17 protein-coding genes are annotated in these 17443 nt (G+C 41.4%); 12 read left to right on the top strand and 5 right to left on the bottom strand.

Annotated elements, in window-relative coordinates; all coding sequences use genetic code 11:
• Positions 1-38 precede the first annotated feature (38 nt).
• From LS71_RS00805 to LS71_RS00770, 8 genes are all read left to right on the top strand, one after another.
• Entirely contained in the window at positions 39-875 is an 837-nt protein-coding gene (locus LS71_RS00805; protein WP_069723508.1) for a metallophosphoesterase family protein, read from the top strand.
• Positions 876-1136: 261 nt separating this feature from the next.
• A complete protein-coding gene (locus LS71_RS00800; RefSeq protein WP_138109779.1) occupies positions 1137-3356 on the top strand; it encodes a heavy metal translocating P-type ATPase in 2220 nt (739 codons plus the stop codon).
• Between the two features lie 159 nt (positions 3357-3515).
• Positions 3516-3728: a copper ion binding protein gene (locus LS71_RS00795; RefSeq protein ID WP_034354481.1), complete on the top strand. Its 213-nt coding sequence runs from the start codon at positions 3516-3518 to the stop codon at positions 3726-3728.
• Entirely contained in the window at positions 3712-5454 is a 1743-nt protein-coding gene (locus tag LS71_RS00790) for an ABC transporter ATP-binding protein (protein WP_052058000.1), read from the top strand. Before LS71_RS00795 ends, LS71_RS00790 begins: the two co-directional genes overlap by 17 nt.
• A gap of 120 nt (positions 5455-5574) precedes the next feature.
• Positions 5575-6348 (top strand): fumarate reductase cytochrome b subunit, encoded by a 774-nt coding sequence (locus LS71_RS00785; protein ID WP_034354477.1) that lies wholly within the window; start codon positions 5575-5577, stop codon positions 6346-6348.
• Positions 6345-8321 (top strand): fumarate reductase flavoprotein subunit, encoded by a 1977-nt coding sequence (locus LS71_RS00780; protein ID WP_034354475.1) that lies wholly within the window; start codon positions 6345-6347, stop codon positions 8319-8321. Before LS71_RS00785 ends, LS71_RS00780 begins: the two co-directional genes overlap by 4 nt.
• The gene (locus LS71_RS00775; protein ID WP_034354473.1) at positions 8321-9070 is read left to right on the top strand and encodes a fumarate reductase iron-sulfur subunit; all 750 of its coding nucleotides are present in this window, start codon (positions 8321-8323) and stop codon (positions 9068-9070) included. The genes LS71_RS00780 and LS71_RS00775 overlap by 1 nt, the downstream gene beginning before the upstream one ends.
• A gap of 39 nt (positions 9071-9109) precedes the next feature.
• Positions 9110-10669 carry a phospholipase D family protein gene (locus tag LS71_RS00770; RefSeq protein ID WP_034354471.1) on the top strand — a complete coding sequence of 520 codons (1560 nt, stop codon included), beginning with the start codon at positions 9110-9112 and terminating at the stop codon, positions 10667-10669.
• Here the strand turns inward: LS71_RS00770 and LS71_RS00765 are convergent, their stop codons facing one another.
• Genes LS71_RS00765 through glmU form a run of 3 tightly spaced genes read right to left on the bottom strand, consistent with a single transcriptional unit; the run spans position 10670 to position 12620 of the window.
• Positions 10670-11062: a hypothetical protein gene (locus LS71_RS00765; RefSeq protein ID WP_034354468.1), complete on the bottom strand. Its 393-nt coding sequence runs from the start codon at positions 11060-11062 to the stop codon at positions 10670-10672.
• Entirely contained in the window at positions 11062-11265 is a 204-nt protein-coding gene (gene thiS, locus LS71_RS00760; protein ID WP_034354466.1) for a sulfur carrier protein ThiS, read from the bottom strand. Before thiS ends, LS71_RS00765 begins: the two co-directional genes overlap by 1 nt.
• A complete protein-coding gene (glmU, locus tag LS71_RS00755) occupies positions 11265-12620 on the bottom strand; it encodes a bifunctional UDP-N-acetylglucosamine diphosphorylase/glucosamine-1-phosphate N-acetyltransferase GlmU (protein ID WP_034354464.1) in 1356 nt (451 codons plus the stop codon). The genes thiS and glmU overlap by 1 nt, the downstream gene beginning before the upstream one ends.
• 106 nt (positions 12621-12726) lie before the next feature.
• On the opposite strand from glmU, the gene fliP reads away from it, so the two are divergent.
• Positions 12727-13536, top strand: coding sequence for a flagellar type III secretion system pore protein FliP (gene fliP, locus LS71_RS00750; protein WP_034354461.1), 810 nt, complete (start codon positions 12727-12729; stop codon positions 13534-13536).
• Positions 13537-13554: 18 nt separating this feature from the next.
• Positions 13555-14712 (top strand): tRNA (uridine(54)-C5)-methyltransferase TrmA, encoded by a 1158-nt coding sequence (locus LS71_RS00745; protein WP_034354460.1) that lies wholly within the window; start codon positions 13555-13557, stop codon positions 14710-14712.
• Positions 14713-14745: 33 nt separating this feature from the next.
• Here the strand turns inward: LS71_RS00745 and LS71_RS00740 are convergent, their stop codons facing one another.
• Entirely contained in the window at positions 14746-15018 is a 273-nt protein-coding gene (locus LS71_RS00740; RefSeq protein ID WP_052057998.1) for a helix-turn-helix domain-containing protein, read from the bottom strand.
• A gap of 130 nt (positions 15019-15148) precedes the next feature.
• Here LS71_RS00740 and LS71_RS00735 point away from each other — a divergent pair, with 130 nt between their 5' ends.
• Both LS71_RS00735 and LS71_RS00730 read left to right on the top strand, forming a co-directional pair.
• Positions 15149-16045 carry a hypothetical protein gene (locus LS71_RS00735; RefSeq protein ID WP_034354457.1) on the top strand — a complete coding sequence of 299 codons (897 nt, stop codon included), beginning with the start codon at positions 15149-15151 and terminating at the stop codon, positions 16043-16045.
• Positions 16046-16057: 12 nt separating this feature from the next.
• Positions 16058-16261, top strand: a complete 204-nt coding sequence (locus LS71_RS00730; protein WP_034354454.1) for a superinfection immunity protein — start codon at positions 16058-16060, stop codon at positions 16259-16261.
• Here the strand turns inward: LS71_RS00730 and LS71_RS00725 are convergent.
• Entirely contained in the window at positions 16258-17424 is a 1167-nt protein-coding gene (locus tag LS71_RS00725; protein WP_034354451.1) for an MFS transporter, read from the bottom strand. The two genes, LS71_RS00730 and LS71_RS00725, sit on opposite strands and share 4 nt — an antisense overlap.
• Between the last annotated feature and the right edge of the window lie 19 nt (positions 17425-17443).

Genomic DNA, 17443 nt, shown 5'->3' with positions numbered 1-17443 from the left:
TCTAAAAATTAGCTCAAAAAATATTGAAAGATAATACTATGAAAGCACAAAAAGCAACTAGATTCTATATTTTTGGTGATACGCATGGCAGGACAGACATTGGCAAAGTTTTCACGCCAGCGCTGCTTAAAAAATATAGGCGCAATGATTATATCGTGGTGTGTGGGGACTTTGGCGTGATATGGTGTGATGAAATAGATGAGAGAGAGCATGCCATTATGGAAAAGATTAAAAAACTCCCCTGCCCACTTTTATTTGTCGATGGCAATCATGAAAATTTTAATCGCTTTGAAAAACTCCCTCAAGTCAAAAAATTTAACGCCACTGCCGGAGAATACATTAAAAACAAAAGCTATCATTTAAAGCGTGGAGAGATTTATGAAATTGCAGGCAAGCGTTTTTTCACTATGGGCGGCGCGCTCTCTATTGACAAATATCGCAGAACGCTCAATCAATCATGGTGGCCACAAGAAGCCATAAGCGATGAGGAATTGGCTTTAGGGCTTAAAAATATTTATAATTGTGCGGAAAATATTGATTATGTCATAACGCACACTATCCCTGAAATACTTTTGCACGAGCTTTTTAGACACATGAATATACATCATAAAATACATGATGAAAATCCCAAAAAGCTCACACAAATTTTTAATGCCCTGCAGGAAAAAAAGCATGATGTGAAAGCGTGGTTTTTTGGGCATTGGCATGATGATTTAAAGCTTAGTGTGCCTTATCTTGATAGGGAGCTTACATTTTATCTCTCTTATAATAATGTGCGAATTTTGGATATAGAGACAGGCGCTATTACCAATCAAGCCACAGATTCTTATGAATATAAAATGCTTGAAAAATATCGCTTATTAGGGCTTACATAAGCCCTGCTATGTATCGCATAAATACGTTTAACAAAAAATACGCATCGCGCTTAAAATGTATTTTTAAAGATTCTATAAAATAGCGCCGCTAAATGTTCTAGATTAAATTTATAGAATCTAACCTAAAAAACAAGTTGATAGATGCTTAAAGCAGCTATAACTTTATACTTTAGGCGCAAATGTAAGCTTTGCTTACATTTGCAAGACCACGCGGAGCTTTAGCTCAATAGCGTGGAAATTATAGAATCTAAAAGGCAAAAAATGAAAGAAGCACATTTCTATATTGACCAAATGACTTGTCAAGCTTGCTCTAGCGGAATTGAGCGGGCATTATCGCGCAAGAAATTTTGCAAAGAAATACAGGTTAATCTCTTAAGCAAAAGAGCGCGCATAGTGTATGATGAGAGCCAAGCAAGCCTTAAAGATATTTTTGCTTTGATTGAAAAAATGGGCTATGAGCCGCATTTAGATGCTAATCCTGCCCAAAGTGCGCAAAATACGCGCAACACTCACTCGCTTAATGCCATTATAGAATCTTTTGACAATCGCTTTTTGCCTCAAAAACTAAGGCTGCCTCTTAGCATTACTGCTACGATTATTGTGCTTATTTGCTCATGGGGAGAGATGTTTAATTTATTCACACTCCCCTATATGCTTAATTACTGCATTTTGCTTATTTTAAGCCTTATAGTTATGCACATTGGCAGAGGATTCTATGTGCGCGGTTTTAAAGGGCTTTTAGCGCGCAGTCCAAATATGGACTCACTCATCGCCATAGGCACAACAAGTGCATTTTTATACAGCCTGCAAGGATTTTTTAATCCACACAGTCACGCGTATTTTGATAGTGTGTGCGTGATTATCACACTTGTGCTAGTTGGCAAAAGTATTGAGGATAGGAGCAAAAAAGACGCCCTTAGTAGTGCTTCCTTGCTTTTAGAGCTTAATCAAAAAAGCCTCCAAAAAGTAGTAGATTCTATAAATTTACCACAAGATAGTCTCACACAAGCCAAGTGCGAGCCTATTCTCGCCCAAGATGTCAAAGCAGGGGATATTTTAAAAATTTTACCCGGTGAGATGATAATCGTAGATGGCATCATTTGTGAGGGTAGCTCTAGCCTTGATACTGCAGCCATTAATGGCGAATCTGTCCCACTTGCAGCCAAAAGCGGTGATAAAGTCTTCTCCGGCAGCATCAACCTTGATAGCGTGCTTTTCATGCGCGCACAAAAAAATGCTAGAGAATCTACACTTGCGCAGATTCTATCCCTTGTGCAAAATGCTCAAGATAGCAAAGCGCCCATTGCATCGCTTGCCGATAAAGTCGCGGCTGTGTTTGTGCCGCTAGTGATATGTTTAGCCACAATAGCTGGGGTATTTTGGTGGGGTTTTAGAGATTTTGAATTTGCCTTAAGCATTTTTATTGCTACACTTGTGATTTCCTGCCCTTGCGCGCTGGGACTAGCCACGCCAATGGCGATTTTACACGCACAAGCCATTGCCAACAAAATGGGCGTATTTTTTAAAGATGCTAAAAGCATTCAAGCCTTAAGTGAGATTACACACATTGCCTTTGACAAGACAGGCACGCTCACACAAGGGCTAGAGATAGTAAGCATTACTAAGCTTAGTGCGCAAAAAAGTGAGCAAGAACTCTTTAATCTTGCCTATTCTTTAGAATCTACAAGCACACACATCATTGCTAAAGCCTTTAAAACGCATACATTATCGCCCACAGCCACACTTTATCCGCTAGAAAATGTAGAGCAAATCACAGGCAAAGGCATTAAGGCTTCTATTAATAATGTCTCATACACGCTAGGCAGCGCGGCTCTGCTCCCGCCGCATTTGCAGCCACAAAATAATGAAGATAAAATCACGCTCTATCTTTGCGATGAGGGGCAGATTCTAGCCATTTTTAGCCTGCAAGATTATATCAAGCCCGATGCGAGTGTGGCTCTCTCTCACTTCAGGCAAAGGGGTATCAATGCCACGCTTATAAGCGGTGATAATGCTACAAATACGCAAAAAATAGCAAGCCTACTTGGCATTAGTGATTTTCACGCCAAAGCCCTCCCACAAGATAAAATGCAGATTCTATCCGCACTAAGTGCGTGCCAAAAAGTGCTTATGGTGGGCGATGGGATTAATGATGCGCCAGCATTAGCGGCGGCATATACTTCTATTGCCTTTGCTTCAATGCACGATATAGCCACGCATAGCGCGGATATTGTAATTTATAATCAAAAAGTAATGAGTATTTATAACGCATATGCACTTTCTAAAGCGAGTATTTTAAATATTAAAGAGAATCTTGGCTTTGCTTTTTGTTATAATATAGCCTTTATCCCCTTAGCAATGGGCGTGTTTGGGGGATTTGGAATCTTCTTGCACCCGATGTTTTGCGCATTGGCTATGAGTTTATCTAGCCTTAGCGTGGTAGGCAATGCAGCAAGGCTTAAGCGCTTTAAGATTCTATAATTCCGCGCTGTTGCTTTTTATAAAAAGCCGCGCGGTCTTATTTTTGGGCAAGTGAATTGCCCTGCAACGCCTAAAATATAAAGTTATAGCTGCTTAAAGCATCTATCAACTTGTTTTTTTAGGTTAGATTCTATAAATTTATATTCTAAGGAGTGATGAATGTATATTACTTTATCTGTAGGCGGTATGAACTGCGGTAAATGCGTGGATAAGATAGAAAAGTTTGTTGGTGAAATTGAGGGTGTGAGCCTTATTGATGTGGATTTAAAAAATGCGCAAGTTAAAGTAGAGTTTAACCCACCTGCCACACAAGAATTGATTACAGAAGCAATCCTTGATGCAGGTTTTGAAGTAAATGCGCACCATTCTTGATTTTTTTAAAAAGTTTTTTCCCTATATCAAAGGTCATTATCTTACCTTTGCCATAGCCATTTTGGCTTCGCTGGTGGTGGCTTTATGCAGTGCTGGCACGGCTTATCTTATTGAGCCTTTGCTAGATACGCTCTCTGGCAAAATCCCGCGCGCCAACCCGCTTTTTAGCTTTGAAGAATTAGCAGAAAACACAAGCATAGCGTTTGTGATGATGGCTTTAATCATTGCGGTGTATGCTGGAAAGTCCATTGGCACCTATGTGCAAGCTTATTTGATGAATCTCATCGGGCAAGACATCGTGCGGCAAGTGCGCGATAGAATGCTAAAGCACATGCTCTCGCTTGAAATGGCGTTTTTTAATAAAATGCGCGGGGGCGAGCTCATTGCGCGCATCACTAATGATATTGGCGTCATTCGCTCTGCGGTTTCAAACTACATCACAGAATTTGTGCGGGAGAGCATTACGATTATAGCACTTGTTGCGGTGGTCATTTATCAAAGCCCAAAATACGCGCTTATCGCACTTGTCATTATTCCTCTAGCACTTGTGCCGCTCAATTTTATTATTAAAAAACTCAAAAAATACTCCCGCACCATTCAAGAGAAAAATGCCGACATTACAGCAAAACTCAATGAAATTTTTAATAACATCGAAGTGATTAAAGCAAGTAATGGCGAAAAAGTTGAATATGAAAATTTTAAATTACAGAATCTGCACTTTCTCAAAATGAATATGAAAGCCGTGCGTGTGGGTGAGCTAAGCACGCCGCTTATGGAATTTTTGGGCGCGATAATGCTTGCGTGCGTGATTTATATGGCAATTGTTGATATTTCTGAAGGCGAGCTAAGCGCGGCACGCTTTTCATCGTTTGTGGGCGCGCTTTTTTATATTTATACGCCATTTAAACGACTAGTGAATATTTATGCGCAAATGCAGTCTGCTATCGTGGCAAGTCAAAGGATTTTTGAGATTCTAGACCAAAAGCAGCAAATCCACGATGGCTCGCTGCGGCTGCAACCCCCCATAAATGAAATAAGACTAGCCAATGTGCATTTTCACTACAATAAAGAGGTGCATGCGCTTAAAGGTGTGAGCCTTTGCTTAGAGAAAAATAAAATTACAGCCCTTGTGGGCAAAAGTGGCAGCGGTAAAAGCTCTATTATTAATCTCATTTTGCGCCTGTATGAGGCTAATAGCGGGGAGATTACTATCAATAAACGCGATATTAAGGATTACACACAAAAAAGCGTGCGAGATAATATCGCGGTGGTAACGCAGAGAATCTTTATCTTTAATGATAGTATTTTAAATAATGTTGCTTATGGTAGCACTGCTGATGAAAAGCGTGTGATTGAGGCACTAAAATACGCGCACGCGTGGGATTTTGTCCAGAAAATGCCTCAAGGGATTCACACTATCTTAGATGAATTTGGCACAAATCTAAGCGGCGGACAGCGGCAAAGAATAGCCATTGCGCGCGCTATTTACAAAGACCCAGAAGTGCTTATTTTTGATGAAGCCACCTCCGCGCTTGATATGCAAACTGAAGAAGCCATAAAAAATAGCATTCAAACCTTAAGGCATAATAAAATCATCATTATCGTAGCCCACCGCCCTAGCACCATTGAGCTTGCTGATGAAATTTTGCATTTTCAACAGGGGAGAATCATCAAAATAGAATCTAAAAATCCTACAGATTCTCAAAAAGGCATAAAAGAAATTTAATTAATCTTTTTCTATAATGGTTATAGCCTTTTTTAAGAATGCTGCAAGATAAGTTTAAAAAAACTTAAAGTTCTTGCGCAAACTTTACACAGAGGTCAAACCACAAATAGAGGAGGATATATGCTAGAGGACAAAGTCATTGAGAGTTACACGGGAGTAACGCCTCAAAGAAAAAAGAGCAAAAATCCGGCACGATTGGATTTTTGGCAAAGTGCAACGGGGTTATTTTTAGGTTTGTTTATGCTAGCGCATTTGCTGTTTGTCTCAAGTATCTTAATTAGCCCAGAGGCTATGTATAAGGTAACAAAGTTTTTTGAAGGCAGCATGATTTTTGGCGAGGAGGGCAAGCCTATTATTGTGAGTGGTGTGGCTGTAATTGTGGGGATTGCCTTTGTCGTGCATGCATTTTTAGCGATGAGAAAATTCCCCATAAACTACAAGCAATTCCGTGATTTAATGGTGCATAAAAAGCTTATGAAACATAGTGATACAAGCCTATGGGTTATTCAAGCAGGCACGGGATTTGTGATGTTTTTTCTTGTTATGCCCCATTTATTTGTAAATCTCACACAGCCTGAAAATATAGGACCATTTGCGTCATCTTTCCGCTTTGTGCAGCAAAATTTTTGGATTCTCTACATCTTTTTACTTTTTGCAGTGGAGCTACATGGCTCGATTGGATTGTATCGCTTGTGCATTAAATGGGGGTGGTTTGAATCTCTAGGATTAAAAAATCTTAGAATTATCAAATGGCTGCTTTCGATATTCTGCATTATTTTAGGTATTTGCTCATTTATTGCCTATGTGCAAATTGGCAAAAACTTAGATGAAAGTAAAGGCATAGAAGCATACAGAATCCAAGATGCAAAAACTTATGGGGGAGGATTGAAATGAGAGTAATTTATAGTGATGCTTTAATTATTGGCGGAGGATTAGCGGGCTTGCGCGCCTCTATTTCAGCAAAACAAGCTGGGCTTAATACTATTGTATTAAGTCTTGTGCCTGTGAAAAGAAGCCACTCTGCAGCCGCACAAGGTGGTATGCAAGCAAGTCTTGGCAACTCTGTAAAAAGCGATGGGGACAATGAGGATTTACACTTTGCCGATACGGTAAAAGGAAGCGACTGGGGCTGCGACCAAGATGTAGCAAGAATGTTTGTAACCACCGCACCAAAGGCAATACGCGAACTAGCAGGCTTTGGTGTGCCATGGACTAGAATCCAAAAAGGCGATAGACCCGCTGTCATTAATGGTGAAAAAGTAATCATCACCGAAGATGACTTTAGGCATGGTTATATCCACTCACGCGATTTTGGTGGTACTAAAAAATGGCGCACATGCTACACAGCAGACGCTACAGGGCATACGATGCTTTATGCTGTGGCAAATGAAGCCTATAAGCTTGGCGTTGATATTCAAGATAGAAAAGAGGCTATTTCTATTATCCATGAAGATGGCAAGTGCTTTGGCGCGGTGGTGCGTGATTTAGTAACTGGCGAGCTTATCGCGTATGTGGCAAAAGGCACGCTTATCGCTACAGGCGGCTATGGCAGAGTGTATCGCAATACCACAAATGCTGTCATTTGCGAAGGAATAGGCGCGGCAATCGCTATGGAGACAGGCATTGCTAAATTAGGCAATATGGAAGCTGTGCAGTTTCACCCTACACCACTTGTGCCTAGCGGCATTCTGCTCACAGAAGGTTGCCGCGGTGATGGCGGGATTTTACGCGATGTTGATGGCTATCGCTTTATGCCTGATTATGAACCAGAGAAAAAAGAGCTTGCAAGCCGTGATGTGGTATCACGCAGAATGCTTGAGCATATTCGCAAAGGTAAAGGTGTAAAATCCCCCTATGGCGACCATTTGTGGCTTGATATTTCAATCCTTGGGCGCGCGCATGTGGAGCGAAATTTACGCGATGTGCAAGATATTTGTAAGACTTTTGCAGGCATTGACCCTGCTACACCCGGTGTTTGGGCGCCTGTTAGACCTATGCAGCACTACTCTATGGGCGGTATTCGCACTAACTACAAAGGAGAATCTTACCTTAGAGGCTTATTTGCCGCAGGTGAGGTAGCCTGCTGGGATTTGCATGGCTTTAATCGACTTGGCGGAAACTCTGTAAGTGAGGCTGTAGTCGCGGGTATGATTATTGGCGAGTATTTCACAGAATATTGCCAAGATGCGAGCATTGATGTGCAAACAAGCACTTTAGAAGCTTTCATTAAAAAAGAGCAAACATACCTTAGTGATTTGCTTAATAGCACAGGAAATGAAGATGTCTATGAGCTAAAGAATGCAATGAAAGATATTATGGATAATGATGTGGGTATTTTCCGCGATGGCAAGGGCTTACAAGAAGCAGTAGATAAGCTTGAGGAGCTTTATAAACGCAGTAAAAATATCCGCGTGCAAAATAAAAAGCTCCATAGTAATCCAGAGTTAGAGGACGCTTACCGCACGCCAAAAATGCTTAAAATCGCCCTATGTGTGGCTAAAGGTGCGCTTGATAGGACAGAATCTAGAGGCGCGCACACAAGGGAGGATTATCCTAAACGCGATGATTTAAATTGGCTCAAGCGCACACTTACAAGCTGGGAAGACCCTAATCAAACATTGCCTACAGTAACCTATGAGGATTTGGACATTATGAAAATGGAAATTGCGCCCGGATTTAGAGGCTATGGAGCTAAGGGAATGATTATTGAGCACCCAAATAGCGCCATTAGACAGGCTGAAATTGACAAAATCACGCAAGAAGTCCAAGCCAAAGGCGGCGATAGATATGCTTTGCAAGAAGCTCTAATGCCCTTTAACCTCCAACCAGAATTTAAAGCAAGAAATCAACGACTAGGAGACAAATAATGAGTGCGACAACACAACAAAAAGGACGGACAATCACCATTCGAGCATTAAAGTTTGACCCACAAAGCGCGGTTTCAAAGCCTCATTTTAGAGAATACAAAGTCGAGGAAGCCCATTCCATGACAGTATTCATCGCTCTAGGTATGATTAGAGAGAGCCAAGACCCAGATTTAAGCTTTGATTTTGTGTGCAGGGCGGGGATTTGCGGCAGTTGTGCGATGATGATTAATGGTCGCCCACGCCTAGCGTGCAAGACGCTCACACAAGACTTTCCCGATGGCGTTATTACGCTTATGCCGCTGCCTGCATTTAAGCTTATAAAGGATTTAAGTGTAAATACAGGCGAGTGGTTTGAAGGTATGACTAAGCGCGTGGAGAGTTGGATTCACACGCAGCACAAGCCTGATATTTCTAAGCTTGAAATGCCAATCGAGCCACAAGTGGCTGATGAAGTCTTTGAGCTTGATAGGTGCATTGAATGTGGGTGCTGTATCGCAAGCTGCGCGACTAAGGTTATGCGAGAAGACTTTGTGGGCGCTGCGGGTATGAATCGCGTCGTGCGCTTTATGATTGACCCGCACGATGAGCGAAGTGATGCGGATTATTATGAGTTAGTGGGGAATGATGATGGCGTATTTGGCTGTATGAGCCTTATAGCCTGCCATGATACTTGCCCTAAAGAGTTGCCACTGCAAAGCAAAATCGCGTATTTACGCCGCAAAATGCTGAGTGTGGGTATGAAAAAATAGTCTCCCTGCCCTTCATACAAGGGCAGCCTATGGTATAAAATGCAGTTTATTCAATCTTTTATCTTTTCATCTACAAATATCGCGCTACTTATCCTTGTATGCCTTTTTATCTTTGCTGGTTGCTCCTCGATTGTAGCTTCTACCAAAGATGTTAAAGATTTAGCCTCCTTGCATTCAATCCCCGCACCTACCTTTGATACATTGCAAACTAATATTGCCCTACCCTATAATGATAAGCTTAAAAATACTACGCTCACGGGAGCCTTGCTGCTTAATGATGGTATTGAGGCGTTTTTGAGCCGCGCGGCTCTAGCGCGTATGGCGCAAAAAAGCATTATCCTGCAAACTTATATCTATAAAAACGACATCGCCTCGCGCCTGCTTATGCACGAAATTTGGCTAGCGGCTCAAAGGGGTGTGGTGGTAAAAATTCTTATTGATGATAATGGGCTAGATTCTGATTTTAGCGATATTGTGGCGCTAGATTCTCATGCTAATATCGAAGTTAAGATTTTTAATCCCTATAAAAATCGCTCTAAAATCCTGCGCTATCCCGAAATGGTCTTTGATTTTAATCGCATTAATCATCGTATGCATAATAAACTTTTTATCGTTGATGATATGGCTCTAATCATCGGCGGGCGCAACATTGCCGATAATTATTTTGATAGAAATCAAAATGTCAATTTTGTAGATACTGATGTGCTTTTTATAGGTAGGGCAGCACATGATGCGCGCGATAATTTTTATGAATATTGGGACTTTCATCGCTCTATTCCTGTTTCACTTCTCCCGCTTAAAATGCCGCTCAAAAAATTTAAAGCCTCTATTGCAAATCTCAAAGCAAACGCGCAGTGGGAGCAATATGAGGAAGCTATACACACTATCAAGCAGCGCTATCATAACAAATCGCTTGAAATATATTGGGGAAATGCTGTCTTTATCGGTGATAGCCCACAAAAGATAGAAAATCCAAACGCCCCAAAGCCCATAGCCCAAGCGCTAGGCAAAATTCTTAATTTCACGCATGATAATCTTTACATCTCCGCTGCATATCTCGTGCCTAGCAAAGATGGTATGAAACATTTTGAGAATCTACTAGATTCTGGAGTGAATGTGCATATTCTCACTAACTCCCTTGCCTCGACAGATTCTCTAGTAGTCTATGGCGCGTGGGAGCGTTACCGCAATAAACTTATACAAAAAGGAGCGCATATTTATGAATATCAATATCAAGGTGTGGGCAAATCAAAATTGCGCGATAAAATACCTAAATCCAAAGCCTCGCTGCATAGTAAAAGCATCGTGTTTGATGATAGTATCACTTGGATTGGCAGCTTTAATCTCGACCCGCGCTCAGTGTATTTAAATACAGAATCTGTAGTGATTTTTGATAATCCACAATTTGCACAAGCTTTAAAAAATGATTTAATCAAAGATATGCAAAGCGCTTGGCGCGTGTATGAGAAAAAGGGTAAAGTGTATTGGGAGGGCTGGCATAATGAGCGCGAGCAGACTTTTAGCTATCCGCCCGATACTGGCATTTGGACTAGGATTTTAAAAAGCCTCTCAAAATTGCTCCCTGAAAATCAAATCTAGCTATTTTAGTCCCTCCAAAGTGGGCAAAGTAGGCATAAGCCCATCGCTAAAGTTTTTTAAACTTTTTTGAAACACCCCTTCACCGGTATTAATAGGCGAAGTAGAAAGCTGCGAATGGCACTGAATGCAGGCATTAATCACATAATGTTCTTTAGCTAAGGCTTGAGCTTGCACTTTTTGTATATCATGGCAGGCAAAGCAGTCTTTCCCACAGCCACCCATATCAATTTGCGCCATTTTCGCATCTGTATGGCAGGTTTTGCATTCAGTCATAGGGCGATGGCGAATATCATTTTGGAAATCAAGATTTTGATGACATGCCTTGCAATCACCTGTGCAAGCCCACAATGCGCCCACAAATATCACATATAAAGCTAAGATTCTATACACCATCACCCACCGCCGACAAAATCCAAAATCTCCACTTCATCGCCATTTTGCAGCACAAAAAGCGCCCATTGCGATTTTTGCACCACTTGCGTATTAACTGCAATCGCCATTGCCTTGTGTGTAATCTCTAAGCCCTCTATAAGCGATAAAATCGTGCTATTTGGCGCTATCTCATAATCTTTTCCATTAAGCAAAACTGAAGCCATTACTGCTCCTTTTTTACAGAATCTAGATTGAAAAATTTAAAATATCCATTCTCAATATGCTTCTGTGGCGTGCGCGAAAGCACTAAATCTCCGCTTTTTACATGCTTTGTAATAGTGCTGCCCGCGCCAATTAGCGCATTAGATTCTATATTCACAGGCGCGATGAGCTGCACATCGCTGCCCACAAAGACATTTTGCCCAATGGTTGTTTTATGCTTTGCCTTGCCATCATAATTACAAGTGATAACGCCCGCGCCAATATTGCTCCCGCTGCCTATCTCACAATCGCCTAAATAACTTAAATGCCCCGCTTTTACGCCATTAAGCGTGCTTGATTTAGTCTCTACAAAATTGCCAATATGCGTATTTTTAATCACACTCTTTGGGCGAATATGCGCCAAAGGTCCTATATCGCTAGATTCTATAATGCTAGATTCTATAACGCTATGGGCTTTAATATGCGCATTTTTAATCTCACTATTACCTAGAATCTGCACGCCCTGCTCGATAATGCACTCTCCGCTAAAGCGTGTTAGGGCATCTATATAAATTGTATGAGGCAAATGCATAATCACGCCTTGTTCCATTGCCTTATCGCGCAGCCTTTGGAGCATAATCTCTTGCGCGCAAGCAAGCTGCACCTTAGAATTTACCCCCATAAACTCACACTCCTCCACCACAATGGCTGCAATCTCTACATTATCGTGCTGCGCGTAAAAAACCACATCGGTAAGATAAAATTCGCGTTGATTATTGTGATTTTGTATGCGCGGGAGATAGGCTTGCAAAATAGATTTATGAATCTTATAAACCCCTGCATTTACACTTTGTATGCGCACTTCTTCTGGCGTGGCGTCCTTTTGCTCCACAATCTTTACTACCTTTTTATTATCCATAATCACGCGCCCATAACCATAAGGATTAGCTAGCTCTAATACGCTCATCACTATTTTTGCGGGATTTTCACACATCTCTTTTAGGCTTTGTGCGCGAATGAGTGGCATATCGCCATTAAGGATAAGCACCCAATCGTATTTAAAATCTAGTGGCGCTTTAGCGCTCTGTGTGCTGCCTTGCATAAGCGCACCGGCTGTACCCGGATAGTCTTGTGCGTTTTGGATATGGAAATGCAGCCTGCCCTGCGCGCAAGCCTCTGCATACGCGCTCATAACGCTCTTCTTTATTAAATCTTTCTCAAAATATAGCACGATATGCACATCATCGCTTACGCACAATGCCTCATCAATGGCAAAAAATAGCATTTCTCGCCCACAGATTCTATGCAGCACTTTGGGCGTGGCTGACTTCATACGCGTTCCAGCCCCAGCTGCCAAAATCACCACTGATACGCCCATAAGCACTCCTTAAAATAGACAATTTGCTTGATTTATGTAATTTTAACACACTAAATTTTATAATTCTGCCCTTTAAGCTTTATTTATTTTTAATTTTGGAGTCATTTTGAAAAAGATATTATGCCTTTTAGGCTTGTGCATAGCTCTTATTGAGCCTATTTTTGCCCTTGATGAGAATCGCACTCCAGCACTGCCTGCACCCTCAAATGTGCCATCTATCCCATCACTACCTAGAAATCCTGTGCTGCCCTCTGTAGATTTATCGCTAACCACGCCAAAAGAGCCTACCGAGCTTGTCGCAACGCTTAATATTGTGCTTATCATCACGCTACTAGTGATTGCGCCCTCACTCGTGCTTGTGATGACTAGCTTTACGCGCATTGTGATTGTTTTTGCCTTTTTGCGCACCGCACTTGGCACGCAGCAGTCCCCGCCCACACAAGTGCTTGTGAGCTTAGCGCTTGTTTTGACATTTTTTATTATGGAGCCTGTGGCGACTAAAAGCTATGAGGTAGGCATAAAGCCCTATATGGATAAAAAAATCTCCTATGATGAGGCGTTTGAAAAGGCTATCGTGCCTTTTAAGGATTTTATGATTACAAACACTCGTCAAAAAGATTTAGCCCTATTTTTTAGAATCCGCAACCTTGATAATCCAAAAACTATCGATGATGTGCCGCTTACTGTGCTTATTCCGGCGTTTATGATTAGCGAGCTAAAAACGGCATTTTGGATTGGATTTTTACTCTATCTGCCTTTTTTAGTGATAGATATGGTCATTAGCTCCGTGCTTATGGCAATGGGTATGATGATGCTCCCACCGGTGATGATTTCGCTGCCTTTTAAAATCTTAGTCTTTGTGCTAGTTGATGGGTGGAATCTGCTCATTGGCAATCTCGTGCAGGGCTTTAAGTAGCGTAGATTCTATATATTTATGACTTGTGCGCATTTTCACATTTGTGGCGGGTGTAATAATCCGCTAAGCCCCTATAAAGCGCAGCTTGAAGCAAAGGCTCTCTCTACGCTAGATGAATTTAGAGCCTTTTTGCAAGATTTATCATCGCCCTTTGCACTTTTTGCCTCACCTAAGCAAGCCTTTAGAGCAAGGGCGGAATTTAGATTCTATAAAAGTGAGCAACTAGATTTTGCAATGAATACCCTGCATAAAAACGCGCGTGTGCCTATTTCCAAATGCCCTATTTTGCTACCAGTCTTGCAGGCAATAATGCCGCTTTTAATACAGAATCTGCGCCTAGATTCTGTATTACACACCAAACTTTATGCGTGCAATCTCCTCTCCAGCCTGCAAGGAGAGGCTATCATTACGCTCATTTATCATAAAACACTAGATAGCGCATGGCAGGAGCGCGCGCGTATTTTAGAATCTTATCTCTCTAGCGCGCTTAATGCGCATATCCACATCATAGGGCGCAGCAAACATCAAAAGCTTATACTTTCACAAGACACGCTCCTTGAGCAGCTCACACTCTTTGAGGGTAGTGAGAAAAAGCGCATATATCGCTATTATAAAAAGGAGGCGCAATTCTCCCAGCCCAATCCTTTTATCAATGCCAAAATGCTTGCCTTTGTCTTTAGCGCGCTGCAAGATTTAGGCGTAAATGGCGATTTGCTTGAGCTATATTGTGGGAGTGGGAATTTTAGCATTATGCTTGCTCCACTTTTTAGAGCAGTGCTCGCCACTGAAGTGGTAAAATCTGCTATCGCCCTACTGCACGAAAATATTAAGCTAAATCATACTTACAATATCACGCCTGTGCGCCTTAATGCCTTTGAGTGCATAGAGGCGCTAAGCCTTAAGCGCGCATTTTTTAGACTAAAAGATGTGTCTTTGCATAATTTTGCCTTTGATTGTGTGCTAATCGACCCGCCGCGCAGTGGGGTAAAAGATAGGGAGATTCTGCACTTTTTGGAGCGCTTTAGGCTTATTGTGTATGTCTCTTGCAATCCAAAATCGCTGCTAGAGGATTTGCAGATTCTATCTCTTACGCATAAAATGACGCGATTTGGGCTATTTGACCAGTTTCCGCACACACACCATAGAGAGTGCATTGCTATTTTGCACAGAATCTAATTCCACGCTATTTGCGCAGTGAAGCTCTTAGGTTTAATGGCAGGCTTTAGATTCTATAAGCGCCCTTGCTTCCTCTAAAGTTGGTAAAAGCTCGCTAGGCTCTAACTCAAAGGCTTTGGCAATGGCATAGAGGTGGTGGAGATTGTAATTTGCTCCTTGCTTTCTTGTCTCAATTTTTGCAATGTAGTTGGGTGATTTATGCCCTAAAATATGAGCAAGCTCAAGCTGCGAGATATGCCGCTTTTTGCGCAATAGCTTGATATGCAACACTATGGCATCTAAATAATCTTGCTCACTTTTCTCCAACGCACACACCTATAAGTTTTTATCGCAAAATAAATCACTTTCGTGCGTAGCGCAAACACCTATGGGTGTTTGATAGCAGCCAAAGAGAAATAATAAAATCCACGCTTTAAATTCTAAATTAGGGGGCAAAATGGCTATCAAATTTGAAAAAAAGGTAATACTTGGCTCAATTACGAGCTTTTTAGTAGCGGCAATAGGCATTATCGCGGTGTTTTTCCCAAGTGTGTTTAACCTAGAGAAAAAGAAAATGCAAGAGCTTAGCATAACGCTTAAAAATGCCGATGATGCGCTAGAGATTTGGAAATTTTTAGAAAAAAATCAAGGCAAGGTTGTGGCACTTAATATAAATTTTTCTGACAATAATGGAGAGTTTTTTAAAGAATACATGGTAAATAAAAAAGACAAGGAGGATAGAATCCTCTGCGGAAGTGGGAAATTAAAATTCAAAAACGGAGGATTTTACGAAGGATTTTATTTTGAAGAAATTCGCCAATATAAACACAAAACCGGTGAGTGCAGCGATAATCTTAGCGAGAATGTTTATGGAGACAAAAACTATAACTACGAAGCAGAGATTATAAAACACTTAGGGAAAGCAAATTTAGATAGGGATTTTGATGATTCTGCACTAGACAAAAAGGCTATGAAAGCACAATTTGATGTCCTTGTGGGAGGCGTAGCGGAAATTGCACAAACAGCCGACGATGGGTTTTTGGGCTATGATTTCCCGCAAGGAGGAGAAATAGCCTTTTGTAACTTCTTTGTATTGGCTGATGAGTGGGGCGAATCGCAGCTCTGCCACACTATTATGATACCACATGCTACAAATAATGGTAAAAAGTATATGTTTAGTGGTGAGCAGTTAAAAGGTGTATTTTTTGTAAATGATTTTGAGTCCATTGTATATACGCCAACAAATATAGAGCAACTCATACAGGCGAGCTCATCTGGAGAATCAAAAATGCTATACCAAAAAGCAGTGCTAGACCCATTTGACAAAAAAGACCTCGAAATGCGTAATTATTAGCGAGATTCTATAATGGACGCATACGATGCAGGTAGGACATTTGGAGAATCTATAGGCTGGATACTGATATTTTTATATATGCTGCCCACCTTTATAGCCCTCGTGCGCAAGCACCCCAATGTCATTATCATAGGACTTTTAAATTTCTTTTTAGGTTGGAGTGTGATTTGCTGGTTTGTGTGCCTTATATGGTGCTTTATAGGGAGCAAAAGCTAGCTTTTAAGCACCAAAAGAAGTGCGGGCAGGGCAAAAAGCGAAGCAAAGAGGGGATTAAACCCGATGCCCAAAAATGGCGCAACTACCACCAATCCACCGATTTGATTAGCTAAAGCAATGCCTACATTAAAGGCAGCTTCATTCACACTCACTGAGCTATCCATAGAATCTGGCGTGCATTTGCGCGCGGCATTCATCGCATTGATTTTGAGCGCTGGGATTGAGGAGAATGATAGAAAACCCATAAGCGCCAAATTTATCACCACAAGCACTTGAGAATACGCACTTAAGCTTACAAGCGCATAAAATACAACTTGCATAAATAAAATGATTTGCAAAGCGCGGATAGAGCCTTTGTTATCAGCAAGCCTGCCGCCAAAGAGATTGCCCAAAATAGCAAATCCCCCATACAACAGCAAAATATACACAATACTTTCTTTCTCAAAATGGCTTTTTTCCACCAATAAATCACTCACATAAGTATAAAGCACAAATGCCCCGCCACAAGTGCATACCGTAATAGCATAGGCTTTAAGCAGGGGTTTGTGCAAAAAGGCTTTAAAAAGGGTAGAAATATGCGTTTGACTACCCTGCAAGTGTCCGGGCATAAACACAATGGCGCAAAAAAACGCGCACAGCGTGCAAAGGCAAATAAGCAAAAAAATAGCCTTAAAGCCAAAAAGCTGCCCGATAAATGTCCCTAGCGGCACACCGCTCACAAGCGCAATAGTAAGCCCTGAAACCATAAGGGCGAGATTGCTAGATTCTCTTTCTTTGGGGGATACTTGAATGGCTGTAATGGTAGCAATGACAAAAAACACTCCATGCTGCGTGCCTGCGATAAAGCGTGCAAGAGCTGTGAGCCAAAAGCTATCGCTTATAAAAATTACAAAATTTGCCACCGCAAAAACGCCTAAATTTAAAAGCAGCTGGAATTTGCGATTAAAGCTACTAAAGGGAATAGTTAAAATCGGCGCACCAATGACCACACCCACTGCGTATAATGTCGTAAGCAAGCCGGCTTTATTAGAATCTATATCAAAATATACTTTCACATCTTGCAAAACGCCTGCGATAATAAACTCCGTAACGCCCATGCAAAAGGCGCTCAAAGCTAGCACAAAAATAGTTTTAGTAACCTCATCAAAATGTATTTTTTTCATCACCCCTCCCCTATGGCTA

This window comes from Helicobacter jaachi (genome assembly GCF_000763135.2).
GTDB lineage: Bacteria > Campylobacterota > Campylobacteria > Campylobacterales > Helicobacteraceae > Helicobacter_C > Helicobacter_C jaachi.
Note: the sequence above shows the minus strand (reverse complement) of the source record. Positions and strands in the feature narration are given on the sequence as shown.